At 70.9% G+C, this 18258-nt stretch carries 17 protein-coding genes; 9 read left to right on the top strand and 8 right to left on the bottom strand.

Annotation, left to right across the window (positions count from 1 at the left end; genetic code table 11):
• Positions 1-31 precede the first annotated feature (31 nt).
• Positions 32-1231 (bottom strand): sensor histidine kinase, encoded by a 1200-nt coding sequence (locus ABZ880_RS42715; RefSeq protein WP_361275191.1) that lies wholly within the window; start codon positions 1229-1231, stop codon positions 32-34.
• 118 nt (positions 1232-1349) lie between these two features.
• Here ABZ880_RS42715 and ABZ880_RS42710 point away from each other — a divergent pair, with 118 nt between their 5' ends.
• Complete coding sequence (locus tag ABZ880_RS42710) at positions 1350-2375, top strand: SAM-dependent methyltransferase (RefSeq protein WP_361275188.1); 1026 nt, start codon at positions 1350-1352, stop codon at positions 2373-2375.
• A gap of 18 nt (positions 2376-2393) precedes the next feature.
• On the opposite strand, the gene ABZ880_RS42705 is transcribed toward ABZ880_RS42710, so the two are convergent.
• On the bottom strand, positions 2394-3545 hold the full coding sequence (locus ABZ880_RS42705; protein WP_361275185.1) for an NADH-quinone oxidoreductase subunit D: 1152 nt from the start codon (positions 3543-3545) through the stop codon (positions 2394-2396).
• Positions 3546-3576: 31 nt separating this feature from the next.
• Between ABZ880_RS42705 and ABZ880_RS42700 the strand changes: the two genes are divergently transcribed.
• On the top strand, positions 3577-4089 hold the full coding sequence (locus ABZ880_RS42700) for a PH domain-containing protein (protein WP_361275183.1): 513 nt from the start codon (positions 3577-3579) through the stop codon (positions 4087-4089).
• Entirely contained in the window at positions 4086-5447 is a 1362-nt protein-coding gene (locus tag ABZ880_RS42695) for a PH domain-containing protein (protein WP_361275180.1), read from the top strand. The genes ABZ880_RS42700 and ABZ880_RS42695 overlap by 4 nt, the downstream gene beginning before the upstream one ends.
• Positions 5448-5465: 18 nt before the next feature.
• Here the strand turns inward: ABZ880_RS42695 and ABZ880_RS42690 are convergent, their stop codons facing one another.
• Complete coding sequence (locus ABZ880_RS42690) at positions 5466-6863, bottom strand: hypothetical protein (RefSeq protein ID WP_361275177.1); 1398 nt, start codon at positions 6861-6863, stop codon at positions 5466-5468.
• Between the two features lie 160 nt (positions 6864-7023).
• The gene (locus ABZ880_RS42685; protein ID WP_361275175.1) at positions 7024-8151 is read right to left on the bottom strand and encodes an alpha/beta hydrolase-fold protein; all 1128 of its coding nucleotides are present in this window, start codon (positions 8149-8151) and stop codon (positions 7024-7026) included.
• Between the two features lie 224 nt (positions 8152-8375).
• Here ABZ880_RS42685 and ABZ880_RS42680 point away from each other — a divergent pair, with 224 nt between their 5' ends.
• The 6 genes from ABZ880_RS42680 (at position 8376) to ABZ880_RS42655 (ending at position 13531) form a co-directional block, all read left to right on the top strand.
• Positions 8376-10187 (top strand): phosphatidylglycerol lysyltransferase domain-containing protein, encoded by a 1812-nt coding sequence (locus ABZ880_RS42680; protein WP_361275172.1) that lies wholly within the window; start codon positions 8376-8378, stop codon positions 10185-10187.
• Between the two features lie 115 nt (positions 10188-10302).
• A complete protein-coding gene (folP, locus tag ABZ880_RS42675; protein WP_361275169.1) occupies positions 10303-11214 on the top strand; it encodes a dihydropteroate synthase in 912 nt (303 codons plus the stop codon).
• Positions 11211-11714 carry a nuclear transport factor 2 family protein gene (locus tag ABZ880_RS42670; RefSeq protein WP_361275166.1) on the top strand — a complete coding sequence of 168 codons (504 nt, stop codon included), beginning with the start codon at positions 11211-11213 and terminating at the stop codon, positions 11712-11714. The genes folP and ABZ880_RS42670 overlap by 4 nt, the downstream gene beginning before the upstream one ends.
• A 281-nt stretch (positions 11715-11995) precedes the next feature.
• A complete protein-coding gene (gene folB, locus ABZ880_RS42665; protein ID WP_361275163.1) occupies positions 11996-12355 on the top strand; it encodes a dihydroneopterin aldolase in 360 nt (119 codons plus the stop codon).
• A complete protein-coding gene (folK, locus tag ABZ880_RS42660) occupies positions 12352-12963 on the top strand; it encodes a 2-amino-4-hydroxy-6-hydroxymethyldihydropteridine diphosphokinase (RefSeq protein WP_361275160.1) in 612 nt (203 codons plus the stop codon). The genes folB and folK overlap by 4 nt, the downstream gene beginning before the upstream one ends.
• An 82-nt stretch (positions 12964-13045) precedes the next feature.
• Positions 13046-13531, top strand: a complete 486-nt coding sequence (locus ABZ880_RS42655; RefSeq protein ID WP_361275157.1) for a DUF3180 domain-containing protein — start codon at positions 13046-13048, stop codon at positions 13529-13531.
• Positions 13532-13543: 12 nt separating this feature from the next.
• Here ABZ880_RS42655 and folE read toward each other — a convergent pair whose 3' ends face one another.
• From folE to tilS, 4 genes are all read right to left on the bottom strand, one after another.
• Positions 13544-14149: a GTP cyclohydrolase I FolE gene (folE, locus tag ABZ880_RS42650; protein ID WP_361275154.1), complete on the bottom strand. Its 606-nt coding sequence runs from the start codon at positions 14147-14149 to the stop codon at positions 13544-13546.
• 141 nt (positions 14150-14290) lie between these two features.
• Positions 14291-16330 (bottom strand): ATP-dependent zinc metalloprotease FtsH, encoded by a 2040-nt coding sequence (ftsH, locus tag ABZ880_RS42645; protein WP_361275152.1) that lies wholly within the window; start codon positions 16328-16330, stop codon positions 14291-14293.
• A gap of 207 nt (positions 16331-16537) precedes the next feature.
• Positions 16538-17098, bottom strand: a complete 561-nt coding sequence (gene hpt / locus ABZ880_RS42640) for a hypoxanthine phosphoribosyltransferase (RefSeq protein WP_242778646.1) — start codon at positions 17096-17098, stop codon at positions 16538-16540.
• Positions 17099-17151: 53 nt separating this feature from the next.
• A complete protein-coding gene (gene tilS / locus ABZ880_RS42635; RefSeq protein ID WP_361275149.1) occupies positions 17152-18195 on the bottom strand; it encodes a tRNA lysidine(34) synthetase TilS in 1044 nt (347 codons plus the stop codon).
• Positions 18196-18258: the final 63 nt, after the last annotated feature.

Raw genomic sequence — 18258 nt, 5'->3', positions numbered from 1 at the left:
TACAGGTGTCAATACGGGGCGTGCGTCGGCGTCAGTGCGCCGGTTTGAGCGGCAGCAGGGCACTGATGCGGAATCCTCCGCCCGGCCGCGGCCCGGCGTCCAGCGTGCCGCCGACCATACCGACCCGCTCGCGCATCCCGATCAGACCGTGCCCCTGGCCGTCGGCGCCGCCCTCCTCGTAGAGCTCGTGCGGGGCGCCCTTGCCGTCGTCCTCGACGAGCAGGCCGAGACCGTCGTCGAAGTAGACCAGCCGCACGCTCGCGCCCGCGTTGGGCCCGCCGTGCTTGCGCGTGTTCGTCAGCGCCTCCTGCACGATGCGGTACGCGGTGAGCTCGACGCCGCTGGGCAGCGGGCGCGGGGTGCCCTCGACCTTGAAGTCGACGGGCAGGCCCGAGGTGCGGCACTGCTCGATCAGCTCGTCGATCTGCTCGACGTCGGGCTGCGGGACGTACTCGCCGACCTCCTGGTGCTCACCGGTGCGCAGTACGCCGAGCAGGCGGCGCATCTCGGCGAGGGCCTGGCGGCCGGTGGAGGAGATGGTCTCCAGGGCCTTCTTGGCCTGGTCGGGGGCGGCGTCCAGGACGTAGGCGGCGCCGTCGGCCTGCACCACCATCACCGACACGTTGTGCGCGACGACGTCGTGCAGCTCGCGCGCGATCCGGGCGCGCTCGGCGGCCACCGCGACCTTGGCCTGCGCCTCGCGCTCCTTCTCCAGGCGGGCCGCGCGCTCCTCCAGCTGCGCGAAGTAGGCGCGGCGGGTGCGGATGGAGTCGCCGAGCACCCAGGCGAGCGCGAACGGCACCGTCAGGAAGACCGCCTTCGCGGCATTGCCCAGCGCGCTCCCGTCCAGCGGCCAGCGCATCTGCGCCAGCGGCGCCGCACCCAGCCCCACGGCCAGGGCGAGCCGGGAGGCCCATCGGGCGCCCGTCGCGGCCACCGTGTAGACGATCACCAGCATCGCGAAGTCCGCGGCCATCGTCTGGACGTTCAGCACCAGCTGCGTCAGACCGAGCCCGATCGACAGCAGCAGCATCTTCTCCGGCATGCGCCGACGCAGCGCGATCACCAGGCACAGCAGAAACGTGATCGGAACGATCAGCGCCGGGGAGTCGGTGCCCCGGACCGCCGAACTGGCGGTTCCGCTCAGCAGCGAGATCCCGAACAGGAAGACGGCCCAGAAGGTGTCGACCCCTGTCGGGTGTCTGCGGAGGAAGTCATAGAGGCGCTGCACGTAACCCAGCGTAGGGAAGCCGGATGCGTGCAGGGGTCAACCGGAGGACCGATCCGCATCCGGCGCGCATACTCCGCAAGGTGGAGGCTTCGTTCTCCTGCACGCTTAGCCTGGCCCGGTGACGGACGACGCAACGGACGAGTGGCGCGGTTGGCGGGCGGCCACGGAGGACGCCCTGTACGGGCCCGGCGGCTTCTATCGCAGGCCCGAGGGCCCGGCCGGGCACTTCCGTACGTCCGTGCACGCGTCGTCGCTGTTCGCCGGGGCCGTGGCGGGGTTGCTGGGCCGGGTCGACGAGGCCCTGGGCCGGCCCGCTCGGCTCGACTTCGTCGACATGGCGGCGGGGCGGGGCGAACTCGTCGGCGGTGTGCTGGCCGCGCTGCCGGCGGACGTGGCCGCCCGCACGCGCGCGTGTGCCGTCGAGATCGCCGACCGCCCCGAAGGCCTGGACGACCGGATCGAGTGGCTGCCCGAGCCTCCGCAGAAAGTCACCGGGCTGCTGTTCGCCAACGAGTGGCTGGACAACGTCCCGGTGGACGTCGCCGAGGTGGACTCCGCGGGCGTACCTCGCAAGGTGCTCGTACGACAGGACGGGACCGAGCGGCTCGGGGGCCCGGTCGGCGATGCCGAGGCGGAGTGGCTTTCGCGGTGGTGGCCGCTGGGCGGCGCGGAAGGGCTGCGAGCGGAGATCGGGCTGCCCAGGGAAGAGGCGTGGGCGGACGCGGTCGCGAGCGTCGGCCAGGGCCTCGCGGTCGCCGTCGACTACGCGCACGGCCTGGATGCGCGCCCCCCGTTCGGGACGCTCACCGGCTTCCGCGCGGGGCGGGAGGCGGCGCCCGTGCCGGACGGGTCGTGCGACATCACGGCGCACGTCGCGCTGGACGCGTGCGCGGCGCGCGCGGAAGCACACACGCTCTCCGGCGCACGCCTGTTGCGGCAGCGCGATGCGTTGCGCGCCCTGGGCATCACAGGCGCACGCCCCCCGCTCGCCCTCGCGTCCACCGAACCCGCCGCCTACGTACGGGCCCTCGCAAGCGCCGGCGAAGCCGCCGAACTCACCGCTCCGGGCGGCCTCGGCGACTTCGGCTGGCTGCTGCAGTCAGTTGGAATTCCGGACGTACTGCCGGACGTGCCGGTCGACTGACCCGTTGCTTGCCCGCCCCTACTTGTCGATGTCCCCGACCACGAAGAACAGCGACCCCAGGATCGCCACCATGTCCGCCACCAGCGTCCCCGGCAGCAGCTCCACGAGCGCCTGGATGTTGTTGTACGAGGCCGAGCGCAGCTTCAGTCGGTACGGGGTCTTCTCGCCCTTGCTGACGAGGTAGTAGCCGTTGATGCCGAGCGGGTTCTCGGTCCACGCGTACGTGTGCCCCTCGGGCGCCTTCAGGACCTTCGGGAGCCGCTGGTTGATCGGCCCGGGCGGCAGCTCGGCAAGCCGGTCGAGGCAGGCGTCGGCGAGGTCGAGGGCGACATGGGTCTGCTCCAGGAGCACCTCGAAGCGGGCGAGACAGTCTCCCTCCTGCCGGGTGACGACCTTCAGGGTGTCCTGCAGCTCGCCGTACGCGAGATACGGCTCGTCGCGGCGCAGGTCGAAGTCCACGCCGGAGGCGCGCGCGATGGGCCCGCTCACGCCGTACGCGTGCACGGTCTGCGGCGCGAGCGCCCCCACGCCCCGCGTGCGTCCCCGGAAGATCTCGTTGCCGAGCACCAGGTCGTCGTAGACGTCCATGCGCGAGCGCACGGCGGCGACTGCCTCACGCGCGCGTGAGGCCCAGCCGGCCGGCAGGTCCTCCTTGAGGCCGCCGACGCGGTTGAACATGTAGTGCATACGGCCGCCGGAGACCTCCTCCATGACGTTCTGGAGGACCTCGCGCTCCCGGAAGGCGTAGAAGACCGGGGTGATGCCGCCCAGCTCCAGCGGGTACGAGCCCAGGAACATCAGGTGGTTGAGCACCCGGTTGAGCTCCGCGAGCAGCGTGCGCGTCCACACCGCGCGCGTGGGGACCTCCATGCCGAGCATGCGCTCCACGGCGAGGACCACGCCCAGCTCGTTCGAGAACGCCGACAGCCAGTCGTGGCGGTTGGCGAGCATGATGATCTGGCGGTAGTCGCGCACCTCGAAGAGCTTCTCCGCGCCGCGGTGCATGTACCCGATCACCGGCTCCGCGTGCACGATGCGCTCGCCGTCCAGCACCAGTCGCAGCCGCAGTACGCCGTGCGTGGACGGGTGCTGCGGTCCGATGTTGAGCACCATGTCGGTGCTCTCCGCGGCGCCGCCGATACCGACCATGGTCTCCGTCGTGGGAGTCATGCACACAGTCTCTCCTACGTACGCTGGCCGTATGGAAACGGGGAGCCCGCACAGCACGGGCACGACGGGGGACGAGGCCGCGGGACCCGTGTGGACCGGGCTGCCGCCCGGGCTGCTGCGGATGCGCCGCCTGCTGCTGGTGGTGTGGCTGGGGCTGCTGGCTCTCGCCCTGGGCCTGCTGCTCGGCCTGCTGGCCGGGCCCGGCTGGGCCGCCTTCGCGCTGCTGCCGCTCGCGCTCATGGCCTGGGGCTGGGTGTTGCTCGGCCGCAACTGGCGCTCCTGGCGGTACGCCGAGCGCGCCGACGACCTGCTGATCAGCAGGGGCGTGCTGTGGCGCGAGGAGACCGTGGTGCCGTACGGGCGGATGCAGCTGGTGGAGGTGACCTCCGGGCCGGTCGAGCGGCACTTCGGGCTGGCCAGCGTGCAGCTGCACACGGCCGCCGCCGCGACCGACGCGACCATCCCGGGCCTCGACCCGGCCGAGGCGGAACGGCTGCGCGACCGGCTCACCGAGCTCGGCGAGGCCCGATCGGCGGGTCTGTGACGGCGCCGGGCGTCGACGACGCCGTACTCGAGAAGCCGCCCGTCACCGAGCGGCGACTGCATCCCGTGACGCCCCTCAGGCGGGCCTGGGCGCCGGTGGCCGTACTGATCGGGTGGGCGGTGCACGACCCCGACCAGGCGCAGCGCCAGCTGACGAAGCTGACGACCACCACCCTGCTGATCGCGCTCGCGGTCCTCGTCCCGGCCGCCGCCCTATACGGCTTCCTCACCTGGTGGTTCACGCACTTCGCGGTGACCGACGCCGAACTGCGCATCCGTACCGGCCTGTTGTTCCGCCGTACCGCGCACATCCGGCTCGAACGCATCCAGGCCATCGACATCACGCAGCCGCTCCTCGCGCGCGTGGCGGGCGTCGCCAAGCTCAAACTCGACGTCATAGGCACCGACAAGAAGGACGAGCTGGCCTTCCTCGGGGAGCGCGAGGCGCGTGCGCTGCGCGCCGAACTGCTCGCGCGCGCCGCCGGTTTCGCGCCCGAGACGGCGCACGAAGTCGGCGAGGCACCGGCGCGCGAACTGCTGCGCACGCCCGCGCGCGACCTCGCGATCTCCCTCGTGCTGACGGGCGCCACCTGGGGCACCCTGGCCGCCGCACTCGTCGTCCCGCCGGTGCTGTGGCTGGCCACCCACAGCGTGTGGACGGTCCTCGCGACCGGCGTCCCCCTGCTGGGCGCGGCCGCCACGAGCAGCGTGGGCCGGTTCGTCGGCGAGTACGACTGGACAGTGGGCGAGTCCCCGGACGGGCTGCGCATCGACCACGGGCTGCTCGACCGCACGCACGAGACGGTGCCGCCCGGACGCGTGCAGACCGTGCGGATCGTGGAGCCGTTGCTGTGGCGGCGCCGCGGCTGGGTCCGGGTGGAGCTGGACGTGGCCGGTTCGTCCAACTCCGTGCTCGTGCCGGTCGCTCCGCGCGCGCTCGCCGAGTCGGTCGTCTCGCGCGTGCTGCCCGGGGTGACCGTCCCGGCGGCTTCGGCGCTGTCACGGCCGCCGCGGCGCGCCGGGCGGTGCATGCCGGTGTGGTGGCGCGGCTACGGACTCGCCGTCACCGACACGGTGTTCGCGGCCCGGCACGGACTGCTGCGCCGGAGCCTGGCGCTCGTGCCGCATGCGAAGGTGCAGAGCGTACGACTCGCTCAGGGGCCCTGGGAGCGGCTGTGGCGGGTCGCCGACGTCCACGTGGACACGGGGGCCAACAAGACCGTCACGGCTCGGCTGCGGGACGCCGAGGAGGCCGCGGAGCTGCTGCGGGCGCAGGCGGAGAGGTCACGCACCGGGCGCAGGGACGCGCGGCCGGACAGATGGATGGCGCCGCAGGGCAGTCACCCCACGGCGCCATGAGATCCGGTACGAGCTGCTTCAGGACACCGCGCTGCGCAGCCCCTGCACGTCGATCTGCTCCGTCTCGTCGTGGGCCGTCAGGTCGATCACCTGGCCGACGCCGCGCGAGTCCTCGTCGGCCGGCTTGAACTCCGCCTCGGTCTCGGCCTTATGGAGGGCGAGCGCCTCCTGGCCGACGACGTCGGCGAGGTCCTCGTTCTGCACGGCGTCCAGGGCCGTGCCCGACTGCTCGGTCTTCGTACCGAAGAAGTCGAATCCGCCCTCGACTGCCGGTCGTCGCACGGGCGCGGCCGGTACGACGGCCACCGCGGTCGGTGCGACGAAGTGCCCGGAGGGCTGCTGCACGGGCTGGGCCGTGGGGGCGGGCCTGACCGGAGTGGTGGCGGCCGCGCGCTCATGCCCGTCGACCGCCTCGGGCTGCCCCTGCGCCTCGTCCTCCTGCGCCGCGGCCTCCGTGTCGTCGTCTGCGGCGGCCCCGGTCACGACGGCGGCGGGCTCGGTGACGACGGCCTCGGTCGCGGCGGCTGCCGCCGCGGCGGAGTCCGAACCGGCCTTCACCTTCACCGGCTCGCCCTTCTTGGAGCCGCGCTTTGAGGGACCGTCACCCTTCGGGGAACCGTCGTCCTTGGGGTCGGTGTCGTCCTCGGCCGACGCGTCGTCCTTGGCTGCGGCGTCGTCCTCGGCCGAGTCGTCGTCCGTGAGCGCCGCGTCGTCCTGCGAGCCGTCCTCGCTCGTCACGTCACCGTCGTCCTTCGGAGAACCGTCACCGTCCTCGTCGAACTTCTTCAGCGCCGCATTCGCCCGCAGGAACAGCTTGGATCCCTCCGGGGAGAAGACCGCCGGAGCCTCCGGCGTCTCCTCGGTGCCCTCGGCGGCGTCCTCCGCCGAGGCAGCCACAGCCTCGGCCTCCGCGTCCGCCGTCTCGTCGGTCGGCACCGGCGGCAACGCGGGAGCGGGAGCCGCGGCCTCTATCTCGAGCAGCCGGCGGCCCTCCAGCGCGCTCGCCCGCTCGGTCTCCGCCGTCGCGTACCGCCGCAGCAGCGCCGCGTGCTCGTTGCGCAGCCCCGCCAGCTCGGCGCGCTTGGCCCGCAGCCGCTGCTCGAGCTTGGTGCGCAGCTCGCGCGACTCCTCGAGGTCGGTCTCGAGCTCGGCGACCCGCTCCTCGTGCCGCCATTCGTCGCTCGCACGCGCGCGCGTGAGGTCGGCGACCTGTTTGCCTGCCTGCGAGTCCCAGCGGCGCATGACGGCCGCGCCGACGACAGCCGTCGCCGCGGCGAACGCGGCGACGACACGGAGCACGGCCGGCTGCGAGAACACCCAGGGTCCGAAGGCGCAGACAAGGGAGACGCCTGCGATCGCCGACGGAGGCAGCAGCCTGTGCAAGGGCGGGGAATGGCGGTGACGTCCACGTGGCATGGCCAGAAACTTACCGCGCGTAGGCGACCCTTGGTGCCCCGCCCCGCAAAAACACAGCCATCCCGAAACGTTCACAGGGCATCAGGAATAGCACTTCGCCGAATTCGACAAGATCAACAATGATCGAACCCCCGGCTGCGCTGCCGGGACGGCCGTCCGGTCACCGGTCGGTCAGCCGCCCGCTGATCCACTGCAGCGTCGCCGGAATCTCCCGTCGCCAGGTGTTGAAGTTGTGCCCGCCGCTTTCGAGGATGATCGACGAGATCCGCGTCAGCCCGTTGGCCTGCACCCGCTCTATGAACTTCAACGTGTCCTTGTAGTTGGATTCCCCGATCTTGCTGCTGGTGACGAGCAGTGAAGTGTCGGGGGCGGGAAGGTGCTTGAGGTACCAGAACAGGTCCGCGTGATCGCGCAGCCCCTTGTCGCCGTGGAAGAGATCTCCCGTAGTGGGGTCGATCGGCGCCTTGTAGTACGGCGACAGGCCCGCCGCGGCCGCGTACGACCGCGGGTGGTGCATGGCGAGCTTCAGCGCGCAGTAGCCGCCCGTGGAGTCGCCGATGATGCCCCAACTGCCGGGCTCCTTGCCCACCCTGTAGTGCGCGAGCATCGCGTCGGGCAGGTCCTTGGCGAAGAACGTCTCGGTCTGCGGGCCGCCCGGGATGTCCACGCACTCCGTGTCCCGCGGCGGCGCCACCGTCGGCCGCATCATCACGAGGATCATCGGCTGCATACGGCCGTCCTTGGCAAGGTCCTGGGCGGTGCGCGGGTAGTGCAGTTTGTCCACGAGCGCCTGGGCGGTGCCCGGATATCCGGTGAGGACGACGGCTGCGGGGAACGTACGCGTGCGGTACTGCGGCTGGAAGTACTCCGGCGGCAGGTACACGTACGCGGGCGTGGCGATGTTCGTCGTACGGCCGACGATGTCGACCTTCTGGATCTGCCCGCCGATCTGCGGCCTGGAACCGCCGGCTCCACGCACGCTCGCCGTCTCGACCACCTGCAGCGGGCCGCCCGAACCGCCGAGCGCCGTGTGGTTCACGACCACACCCTGGTCCTTCTCCTGACCGAACAGGTCCGCCCAGCTGGCGTAGAACCCGAAGGCCTGGTTGGCGGCGAGGCCCAGCGACATGAAGAGGGCCAGCTGGGTGCCGAGCAGCAGGCCCACGCGCCCGCTGACGGCTCGCCAGTTCCGCCGCGCCAGACGCGGCCACAGCCACACCGTGCCGACGAACAGCAGCACCGCCGACGCGACTGCCAATCCCAGCACTTTGTTGCTCGTAAGACCCATGACCTGCTTCCTGCCTGCGGTTTCCACCCGGCTCCCCCACACCTTCGCAAGGGCTTGTCCGGGACTTTCCTCGGCCTTTGAACCGGCTTTGAGGAGGGTCTGGAACCTTCCTCCTCGAGACACCGTCCTAGAGGGCGCAATGTCGCCGGATGCCCGAATCGGCACCGGATCCAAGGTCTCTCGCAGAACTACGGGATGCGATGTCTGTCAGGACAGATGAGGAAATGTCGGGCGGGGTTCCGTCCCGATCACGCAACGCGCGGCGCGTACTCCGCGGACCGCGCCCCGAGGCCGTCCCCGTCCTCGTCGCCAGAGCTTGTGCCGTCGTTGGCCTTCTGGACATCGCCGCGGGCGTCTTCCCCCGCTTCAGGCACAGCCGTATGCACACCATTGCCGAGGTGCTGCCGGGATCGTTCGGTCCGTTCGCGGCCGCGCTCTCGCTCAGCGCCGGCATCCTGCTGCTGCTCCTCGCGCACGGCCTGAAGCGCGGCAAGCGGCGGGCCTGGCGCGCCGCGGTGGCGCTGCTGCCCGCAGGCGCGGTGGCGCAGTTCACATACCGCCACTCCCTCATCGGGGTGATCATCTCTCTGGCGCTGCTCGCACCCCTGCTGCGACACCGTGACCAGTTCCGGGCACTGCCCGATCCGCGCAGCCGGTGGCGTGCGCTGGCGAACTTCGTCCTGATGGGCGCCGGTTCCCTCGTCCTCGGCCTGGTCATCGTGAGCGTCCACCCGAACCGCATGGTCGGCGACCCGAGCCTGGCCGATCGCATCACCCATGTGCTGTACGGCCTGTTCGGCTTCGAGGGCCCGGTCGACTACCAGGGCAACACCTCCTGGACGGTGGCCTTCTCGCTGGGCGCTCTCGGCCTCCTGACGGCGGTCACGACGATCTACCTCGCCTTCCGGCCCGAACACCCGGCAGCGCGCCTCACGGAGGAGGACGAGGCCCATCTGCGCGCCCTGCTGGAGAAGCACGGCGGCCGCGACTCCCTCGGCCACTTCGCGCTGCGCCGCGACAAGGCCGTCGTCTTCTCGCCCAGCGGCAAGGCGGCGGTGACGTACCGCGTCGTGTCCGGCGTGATGCTCGCCAGCGGCGACCCCATCGGCGACGTCGAGGCCTGGCCCGGCGCCATCGAGCGCTTCATGGACGAGGCGAAGGCGCACTCCTGGACCCCCGCCGTCATGGGCTGCTCGGAGACGGGCGGCGAGGTGTGGACCCGCGAGACCGGTCTCGACGCCCTCGAACTGGGCGACGAGGCGGTGGTGGACGTAGCGGATTTCTCCCTCGCCGGCCGCGCGATGCGCAACGTGCGCCAGATGGTCAAGCGCATCGAGCGCGCCGGTTACGAAACCCGGGTACGACGTGTACGTGACCTCGGCGAGACCGAGTTGGAGCGGATCCGGCAGGCCGCCGAGGACTGGCGCGGCACCGACACCGAGCGCGGCTTCTCCATGGCGCTCGGCCGCATCGGCGACACCGCCGACGGCGACTGCCTGATCGCCACCGCCCACAAGGCGGACGACCAGCCCGGGGAGTACGGCGACCTGAAGGCGATCCTGCACTTCGTCCCCTGGGGCGAGGACGGCGCCTCCCTCGACCTGATGCGCCGCGACCGCTCGGCCGACCCCGGCATGAACGAACTGCTCATCGTCGCGGCCCTCCAGGCGGCGCCGAAATTCGGCATCACGCGCGTGTCGCTCAACTTCGCGATGTTCCGCTCGGCACTCGCGCGCGGCGAGAAGATCGGCGCGGGGCCGGTGCTGCGCGCCTGGCGCGGTCTCCTGGTCTTCCTCTCCCGCTGGTTCCAGATCGAGTCCCTGTACAAGTTCAACGCGAAGTTCCGCCCCCGCTGGGAGCCCCGCTTCGTCGTCTACCGCGCATCCGCGGACCTGCCCCGCATCGGCTTCGCCGCCATGCAGGCGGAGGGCTTCGTCAACCTCGCCCTGCCGCTGCCGCGGTTCCTGCGCCGCCGCAGGACCCCCGCACGCGCGTGTGCCCATGCGGTGGCCGAAAGAGACGTCCGGGCGGCGTGACCGGCACCACCACAGCCACTGAGACGGGCCCGGGCGGGAGCCCCACCCCCAGCCCGGGGGGCTCCCGCCCGGGCCGCGGCGTCCCACGGCCGGGTCCGGGCTCTACGCTGAACGTATGAGCAAGCAGAGCGGACGCGGGCGCGTCGCGGGCCTTCCGGAATGGGACCGCTGCGCGGTCATGGGAGTCGTGAACGTCACTCCCGATTCCTTCTCCGACGGCGGCCGCTTCTTCGACACCACGGCCGCCGTCAAGCACGGCCTCGGCCTGGTCGCCGAGGGCGCGGACCTGGTCGACGTCGGCGGCGAGTCCACCCGCCCCGGCGCCACCCGCGTCGACGAGGCCGAGGAACTCAAGCGCGTCATCCCCGTCGTCCGCGGCCTCGCCTCCGAGGGCGTCCAGGTCTCCGTCGACACCATGCGCGCCTCCGTCGCCGAGCGGGCCCTCGCCGCCGGCGCCGCCCTCGTCAACGACGTCAGCGGCGGCCTCGCCGACCCCGCGATGATCCCGGTGGTGGCCGAGACGGGCGCCCCGTTCGTCGTCATGCACTGGCGGGGCTTCCTGGAGGGCGGCAACGTCAAGGGCGTCTACGAGGACGTCGTCACCGAAGTCGTCGACGAACTGCACGCACGCGTGGAGGCCGTCCTCGCCGGCGGCATCGCGCCCGAGCGCATCGTCGTCGACCCCGGCCTCGGCTTCTCCAAGGACGCCGAGCACGACCTCGTCCTCCTCGCCCACCTCGACCGCCTGCTCGGCCTCGGCCACCCGCTCCTCGTCGCCGCCTCCCGCAAGCGGTTCCTCGGTCGCGTCCTGGCCGGACCCGAGTCCGCACCGCCGCCCGCGCGCGAGCGGGACGCCGCCACGGCCGCCGTGTCCGCGCTCGCGGCGCACGCCGGCGCATGGGCGGTACGCGTACACGAGGTGCGCGCAACGGCGGACGCGGTACGGGTCGCACGCGCCGTGGAAGGGGCGCGCACCACAGGGCATGCGCCCGGCGCAGACGCCCGCCGCGCAGAAGGAGCCCGGTGAGCGCCCCCCACACCGACGTCGAGCAGGTGGAAGCCGCCAACACCGCCTTCTACGAGGCCATGGAGCGCGGCGACTTCGAAGAGCTGTCCTCGCTCTGGCTCACGCCGGCCGATCTGGGCGTCGACGAGGAGTACCACGACCCGGCGGACGCCGGCGTGGTCTCGTGCGTGCACCCAGGCTGGCCGGTGCTCACCGGCCGCGGCGAGGTCCTCAGGTCGTACGCGCTGATCATGGCGAACACCGACTACATCCAGTTCTTCCTGACCGACGTGCATGTCTCCGTCACCGGCGACACCGCCCTGGTGACCTGCACCGAGAACATCCTCAGCGGCGGCCCCGCGCCCGAGGGCGGCGAGGAGCTCGGCCCGCTCGTCGGGCAGCTGGTGGTCGCCACCAACGTGTTCCGCCGCACCCCCGAGGGCTGGAAGCTCTGGTCCCACCACGCCTCCCCGGTTCTGTCCGAAAACGACGAGGAAGCGGACGAGGAGACACCCTCCTGACGGGGTAGGCGCCCCTCGAAGGACACTCACGGGCACCCGCCCCGAACCCGCCGGGACCAAGAAGTGGTTGGAATCACGAACCCGTGGGTAGGGGCGGCTACCAACCCGTGAGCCGCCGGGTTCCCCAGGGGAAACACGCGATGAAACCTCCTGATCCCGGCACGGACCACACCCTCGTGGCCAGGTCCTGTCAGTGCCCGCAGGTAGATTCGTTCGAGGCCGGTGTGCCGCCCGCACACGGCATAGGCCGGCCGTTACCGACGATTGCAGGAGTGATTCGCGTGGATCGTGTCGCGCTGCGCGGCCTCAAGGCCCGCGGGCACCACGGGGTGTTCCCCAAGGAGCGCGAGGAGGGTCAGACCTTCGTCGTGGACCTCGTCCTCGGCCTGGACACCCGACCGGCCGCGGCCGACGACGACCTGGCGAAGACCGTGCACTACGGCATCGTGGCGGAGGAGGTCGTGGCCGTCGTCGAGGGCGAGCCCGTCGACCTCATCGAGACGCTCGCCGAGCGCATTGCCCAGGCCTGTCTGAAGCACGACATGGTCCAGGAGGTCGAGGTCTGCGTCCACAAACCGGACGCGCCGATCACGGTCGCCTTCGACGACGTGACCGTCACCATCACCCGGAGCCGAGTATGACCGCGTCCTTCACCGAGGGTCACAGCGACCCGACCGTACAGCCGGTACCCGCCTCCGTCGTGCAGCAGGTGGACGCCGCCGACACGACCCTGCACAACCCCAAACGCGCGGTGATCTCCCTCGGCGCCAACCTCGGCAACCGCCTGGAGACCCTCCAGGGCGCCATCGACGCCCTCGAGGACACCCCGGGCGTCCGCATCAAGGCCGTGTCTCCGGTGTACGAGACGGAGCCGTGGGGCGTCGAGCCCGGCAGCCAGCCGTCGTACTTCAACGCGGTGATCGTCCTGAAGACCACCCTCCCGCCCTCCTCGCTCCTGGAGCGGGCCCACGCGGTCGAGGAGGCCTTCCACCGCGTACGGGACGAGCGCTGGGGCGCGCGCACACTCGACGTCGACATCGTCGCGTACGCCGAGGTCGTCTCCGACGACCCGCACCTCACGCTGCCCCACCCGCGCGCACACGAACGCGCCTTCGTCCTCGCCCCCTGGCACGACGTGGAACCCGGAGCGCAGCTGCCCGGCCGCGGTGCGGTCGCCGACCTCCTCGACGCCGTGACGCGCGAGGGCGTGGCGACCCGCAAGGACCTGGAACTCCACCTGCCCGAGTAGTCGTTAAGGTCAGGACGGCAAGGTCGGGAAGACCAGAGTCCGCGGGACGGTCCGCAGGACCCGGGGGAGCTGAAGGGACACCGTGAGAGAGCTGCGCATCAGGGTGCTGGTCGGCGTGTTCGTCGTGGCCGGAATCCTGTCCTGGGCGGGCGCCCGCCTCTGGAACTCGATCGGGACCCTCCCCAGCGTCCCCCTGGCCGCGCCCATCGTCCTGGCCCTGATCGCCGTGGTCCTGACGGCCACGGCGCTCTCGATCCGCGCCCGCCTCAAGGCCCAGCGCGAGCGCCGCCCCGAGGCCAAGGGCGTCGACCCGCTGATGGCGGCCCGCGCGGTCGTCTTCGGCCAGGCCAGCGCCCTGGTGGCGGCCCTCGTCGCCGGCATGTACGGCGGCACGGGCGTCTTCCTCCTGGAACTCCTCGACATCCCCGCCCGCCGCGACCAGGCCATCTACGCCGGCTTCTCGGTGGCGGCGGGCATCGCGGTCATAGCGGCGGCCATCTTCCTGGAGCGCGTCTGCAAGCTCCCGGAGGACGACGAGCACAACAACGGGGCGGCTTCGGCGGCCTGAGGCCGTACGGCGTCAGCGCGCCATGATCAGGCTCATCGCCTCGTTCCGCGTGGCCGCGTCCCGCAGCTGCCCGCGCACCGCCGACGTTATGGTCTTCGCGCCCGGCTTGCGGATGCCGCGCATCGACATGCACATGTGCTCGCACTCCACGACGACGATGACGCCGCGCGGCTCCAGGATGTCCATGAGGGAGTCCGCGATCTGCGTGGTGAGTCGTTCCTGCACCTGCGGCCGGCGGGCATAGACGTCCACCAGACGGGCCAGCTTGGACAGGCCGGTGATCTTGCCGGTGGTGGCCGGAATGTACCCGACGTGCGCGACGCCCCTGAACGGCACCAGATGATGCTCGCAGGTCGAGTACACCTCGATGTCCTTCACGAGCACCATCTCGTCGTGCCCCAGGTCGAACGTCGTCGTCAGTACGTCCTCGGGCTTCTGCCACAGCCCCGCGAAGATCTCCTTGTACGCCCGCGCCACCCGCGTCGGCGTCTCCCTGAGCCCCTCCCGGTCCGGGTCCTCGCCGACCGCGATCAGCAGTTCACGCACGGCGTTCTCGGCGCGCTTCTCGTCGAACTCGCCGATCGAGCCCTCGCCGTCCAGCGTCACGGGGTCGGTCATCTGGTGCCTCGTTCCTGTGCGGGTCACGCGTGCGGGCCACGCGCCTCATCTGCGGCATGGCTGAAAATGCCGCGCCCCCCAGGCTAGAACCTGGGGGGCGCGGCATTCATTCCGGGCCTGTTGAGGCCGCCGGGAGCCGGTTCAGCTCTCGGGACGGTCCTCCGGGGCCGACTCGGTCGCCGGGGCGGGCTCCGCCGCGGTGGCCTTGGCGGTGGTGATCGCCGGGGTCGCGCCGTTGGCGCCGTTCGTCAGTGCGAGCTCCTTCGGGGAGAGCACCGGCGGACGGGTGGACGGCGTGCGGCGGGAGGAGCCGGTCCAGGCGGGGCGTGCCGGGCGCTTGACGATGGCGGAGAAGATCTCGGCGATCTCCTCCTTGCCCAGCGTCTCCCTCTCCAACAGCTGCAGGACGAGGTTGTCGAGGACGTCGCGGTTCTCGACCAGGATCTCCCAGGCCTCGTTGTGCGCGTTCTCGATGAGCTTCTTGACTTCCTCGTCCACCAGCGCGGCGACCTCTTCCGAGTAGTCGCGCTGGTGAGCCATCTCACGTCCGAGGAACGGCTCGGTGTTGTCGCCGCCGAACTTGATGGCGCCCAGCCGCTCGGTCATGCCGTACTGCGTGACCATCGCGCGGGCCGTTGCGGTGGCCTTCTCGATGTCGTTCGCAGCGCCGGTCGTCGGGTCGTGGAAGACGAGCTCCTCGGCCGCGCGGCCGCCCAGCATGTAGGCGAGCTGGTCCAGCATCTCGTTGCGGGTGGTCGAGTACTTGTCCTCGTCCGGGAGCACCATCGTGTAGCCCAGCGCACGGCCGCGACTCAGGATCGTGATCTTGTGGACCGGGTCGGAGTTCGGAGATGCCGCCGCGACCAGGGCGTGTCCGCCCTCGTGGTACGCGGTGATCTTCTTCTCCTTGTCCGACATGATCCGGGTCCGCTTCTGCGGGCCCGCGACCACACGGTCGATCGCCTCGTCCAGCATGGAGTTGTCGATCAGCTTCTTGTCGCTGCGGGCGGTGAGCAGCGCGGCCTCGTTGAGGACGTTGCTCAGGTCCGCGCCGGTGAAGCCCGGCGTGCGGCGGGCGACGGCCGACAGGTCGACGTCCGGCGCGACCGGCTTGCCCTTCTGGTGGACCTTGAGGATCTCCAGGCGGCCCTGCAGGTCCGGCGGGTCGACCGCGATCTGGCGGTCGAAGCGACCGGGACGCAGCAGCGCCGGGTCGAGGATGTCCGGACGGTTCGTCGCAGCGATGAGAATCACACCGCCCTTGACGTCGAAGCCGTCCATCTCGACGAGCAGCTGGTTCAGCGTCTGCTCGCGCTCGTCGTGACCGCCGCCGAGGCCGGCGCCGCGGTGGCGGCCGACCGCGTCGATCTCGTCGACGAAGACGATCGCCGGGGCGTTCGCCTTGGCCTGCTCGAACAGGTCGCGGACCCGGGAGGCACCGACACCGACGAACATCTCGACGAAGTCGGAACCGGAGATCGAGTAGAAGGGGACCCCGGCCTCGCCGGCCACGGCACGCGCGAGGAGCGTCTTGCCGGTACCGGGACGGCCGTAGAGGAGCACGCCCTTGGGGATCTTGGCGCCGACGGCCTGGAACTTCGCCGGCTCCTGCAGGAACTCCTTGATCTCGTGGAGTTCCTCGACCGCCTCGTCACAGCCCGCGACGTCGGAGAACGTCGTCTTCGGGGTGTCCTTGGTGATCAGCTTGGCCTTCGACTTCCCGAAGTTCATCACCCGGGAGCCGCCGCCCTGCATCTGATTCATCAGGAACAGGAAGACGACCACGATCAGTACGAAGGGGAGCAGGGAGAGCAGGATTCCGAGGAACGGGTTCTGCTTGGACGGCGAAACCGTATAGCCGTCCGGGATCTGCTTGTCCTGGTACTTGGTCTGCAGCGTGTTGGCGATGGTCACGCCCTGATCGCCGATGTAGCTCGCCTGGATCTTCGAGCTGCCCTCGACCTTTACGCCGTCCTTGAGCTGGACCTTGACGGTCTGCTCGTCGCCGGTGGTCAGCTTGGCCGACTCGACCTTGTTGTCATTGATCGCCTGGACGACCTGGCCGGTGTCCACCGTCTTGTAGCCGCCGGACGAGCCGACGACCTGCATCAACACGACCACGGCAAGGACGGCCAGCACGATCCACATGACCGGCCCACGGAAGTATCGCTTCACGTCCATCCATACGGAGCGATGTCGCCCCGTCCCTCCTGCCATAGTGAGTTTGATAAGACAGTTCTTCTGACGGTACCCCAGCATTGTCGCGCGAAGCCGCACGGGACGGCTGGCAAACCCGTCTGCATGCTCCAACGGCGCGAAACCCGCTGGGGTTCCCGATCGTCTTACGAGTGTTCGGCCCTTTGGGCCTCAGCCACCGCGAAGAGCGGTTCAGCCGCCGTAGACGTGGGGCGCGAGCGTACCGACGAACGGGAGGTTGCGGTACTTCTCGGCGTAGTCGAGGCCGTAGCCGACGACGAACTCGTTCGGGATGTCGAACCCGACCCACTCCACGTCGATGGCGACCTTGGCGGCGTCGGGCTTGCGCAGCAGGGTGCAGATCTTCAGGGACTCGGGCTCGCGGGAGCCGAGGTTGTTGATCAGCCAGGACAAGGTCAGGCCCGAGTCGATGATGTCCTCGACGATCAGGACGTGCTTGCCCTTGATGTCGGTGTCGAGGTCCTTGAGGATCCGCACGACACCGGAGGACTGGGTGCCCGCGCCGTACGACGACACGGCCATCCAGTCCATGGTGACGGGGGTGGACAGCGCCCGTGCGAGGTCGGCCATGACCATCACCGCGCCCTTGAGGACGCCGACGATGAGCAGGTCCTTGCCCGCGTACTCCGCGTCGATCTTCGCGGCCAGCTCCGCCAGCTTCGCGTCGATCTCTTCCTTGGTGATGAGCACCTCTTTGAGGTCGGTGCCCATGTCTTTCGCGTCCACCCGCATCACTTTCGGTCGTCCCACCGGCCACCCATCACCCCCCGAAAGGGGGCAAGGTTTCAGCCTTGCCGAATCACCAGTCTGCCACCCTGGCGCTGTGCGACGACTTTGCCCGGGAGATTGATGGCTCCCTGACCGCGCCAGCCGGTGATCAGCCGGTCGACTTCCTCGATGTGGCGGGCGAACAGCGAACCGGCGGGTGCCCCGGCGGCGATGGCCGCGCGGCGCAGGACACGGCGGCGCACGGCGGGCGGCAGGGCGTAGAGCTTGGCGCACTCCAGAAGGCCTGCGGCGTCGCGTACGGAGTTCTCGGCCTGGCCCGCCCAGCTGTCGAGTGCGTCGGCGTCGTCGCGGGAGAGCTGCGCGGTGCGGGCGAGGGCCTCGACGACGCCCTTGCCGAGCGCCTTCTCCAGGGCGGGCAGGCCCTCGTGGCGCAGGCGGGAGCGGGTGTAGGCGGGGTCCGCGTTGTGCGGGTCGTCCCAGACGGGCAGGGACTGGACCATGCAGGCCTTGCGGGCGGTCTGCCGGTCCAGCTGGAGGAAGGGGCGGCGGTAACGGCCGTCGGCCCCCGAGACCGCGGCCATTCCGGACAGGGAGCGGATGCCGGACCCGCGGGCGAGGCCGAGCAGGACGGTTTCGGCCTGGTCGTCGCGGGTGTGGCCGAGCAGGACCGCGGCGGCGCCGTGGCGGGCGGCGGCTGCGTCCAGGGCGGCGTAGCGGGCGTCTCGGGCGGCGGCCTCGGGTCCGCCTTCGCGGCCGACGGTCACGGCGACGGAGTCGACCGGGTCGAGGCCCATCTCGCGCAGGCGCAGGGCCACTTCGTCCGCGCGCAGGTCGGAGCCGGGCTGCAGGCCGTGGTCGACGGTGATGCCACCCGGGCGGATGCCGAGCTTGGGTGCCTCGAAGGCGAGGGCGGAGGCGAGAGCCATGGAGTCGGCGCCGCCGGAGCACGCCACGAGCACGACCGGCGACGACGGGCGGTCGTACAGGGGCTGCTCGGAGGGCTCGGGAGCCCCGGTGGTCGTCCGGTGGTCGTTGAGGATGTCGTGGAGGGCGCGGCGGACCGCCAGGCGTATCGCCGCGACCGCAGGATGGGGACCCATGTCCGGTTCCCTTCATGAAGTTTTCGGGGGTGAGCCCGAGGTTGGTCACTCAGAGTGTGTAGA

Origin of the sequence: Streptomyces sp. NPDC047043 (assembly GCF_040644055.1) — a bacterium.
GTDB lineage: Bacteria > Actinomycetota > Actinomycetes > Streptomycetales > Streptomycetaceae > Streptomyces.
This window is presented reverse-complemented; position numbering and strand designations above follow the sequence as displayed.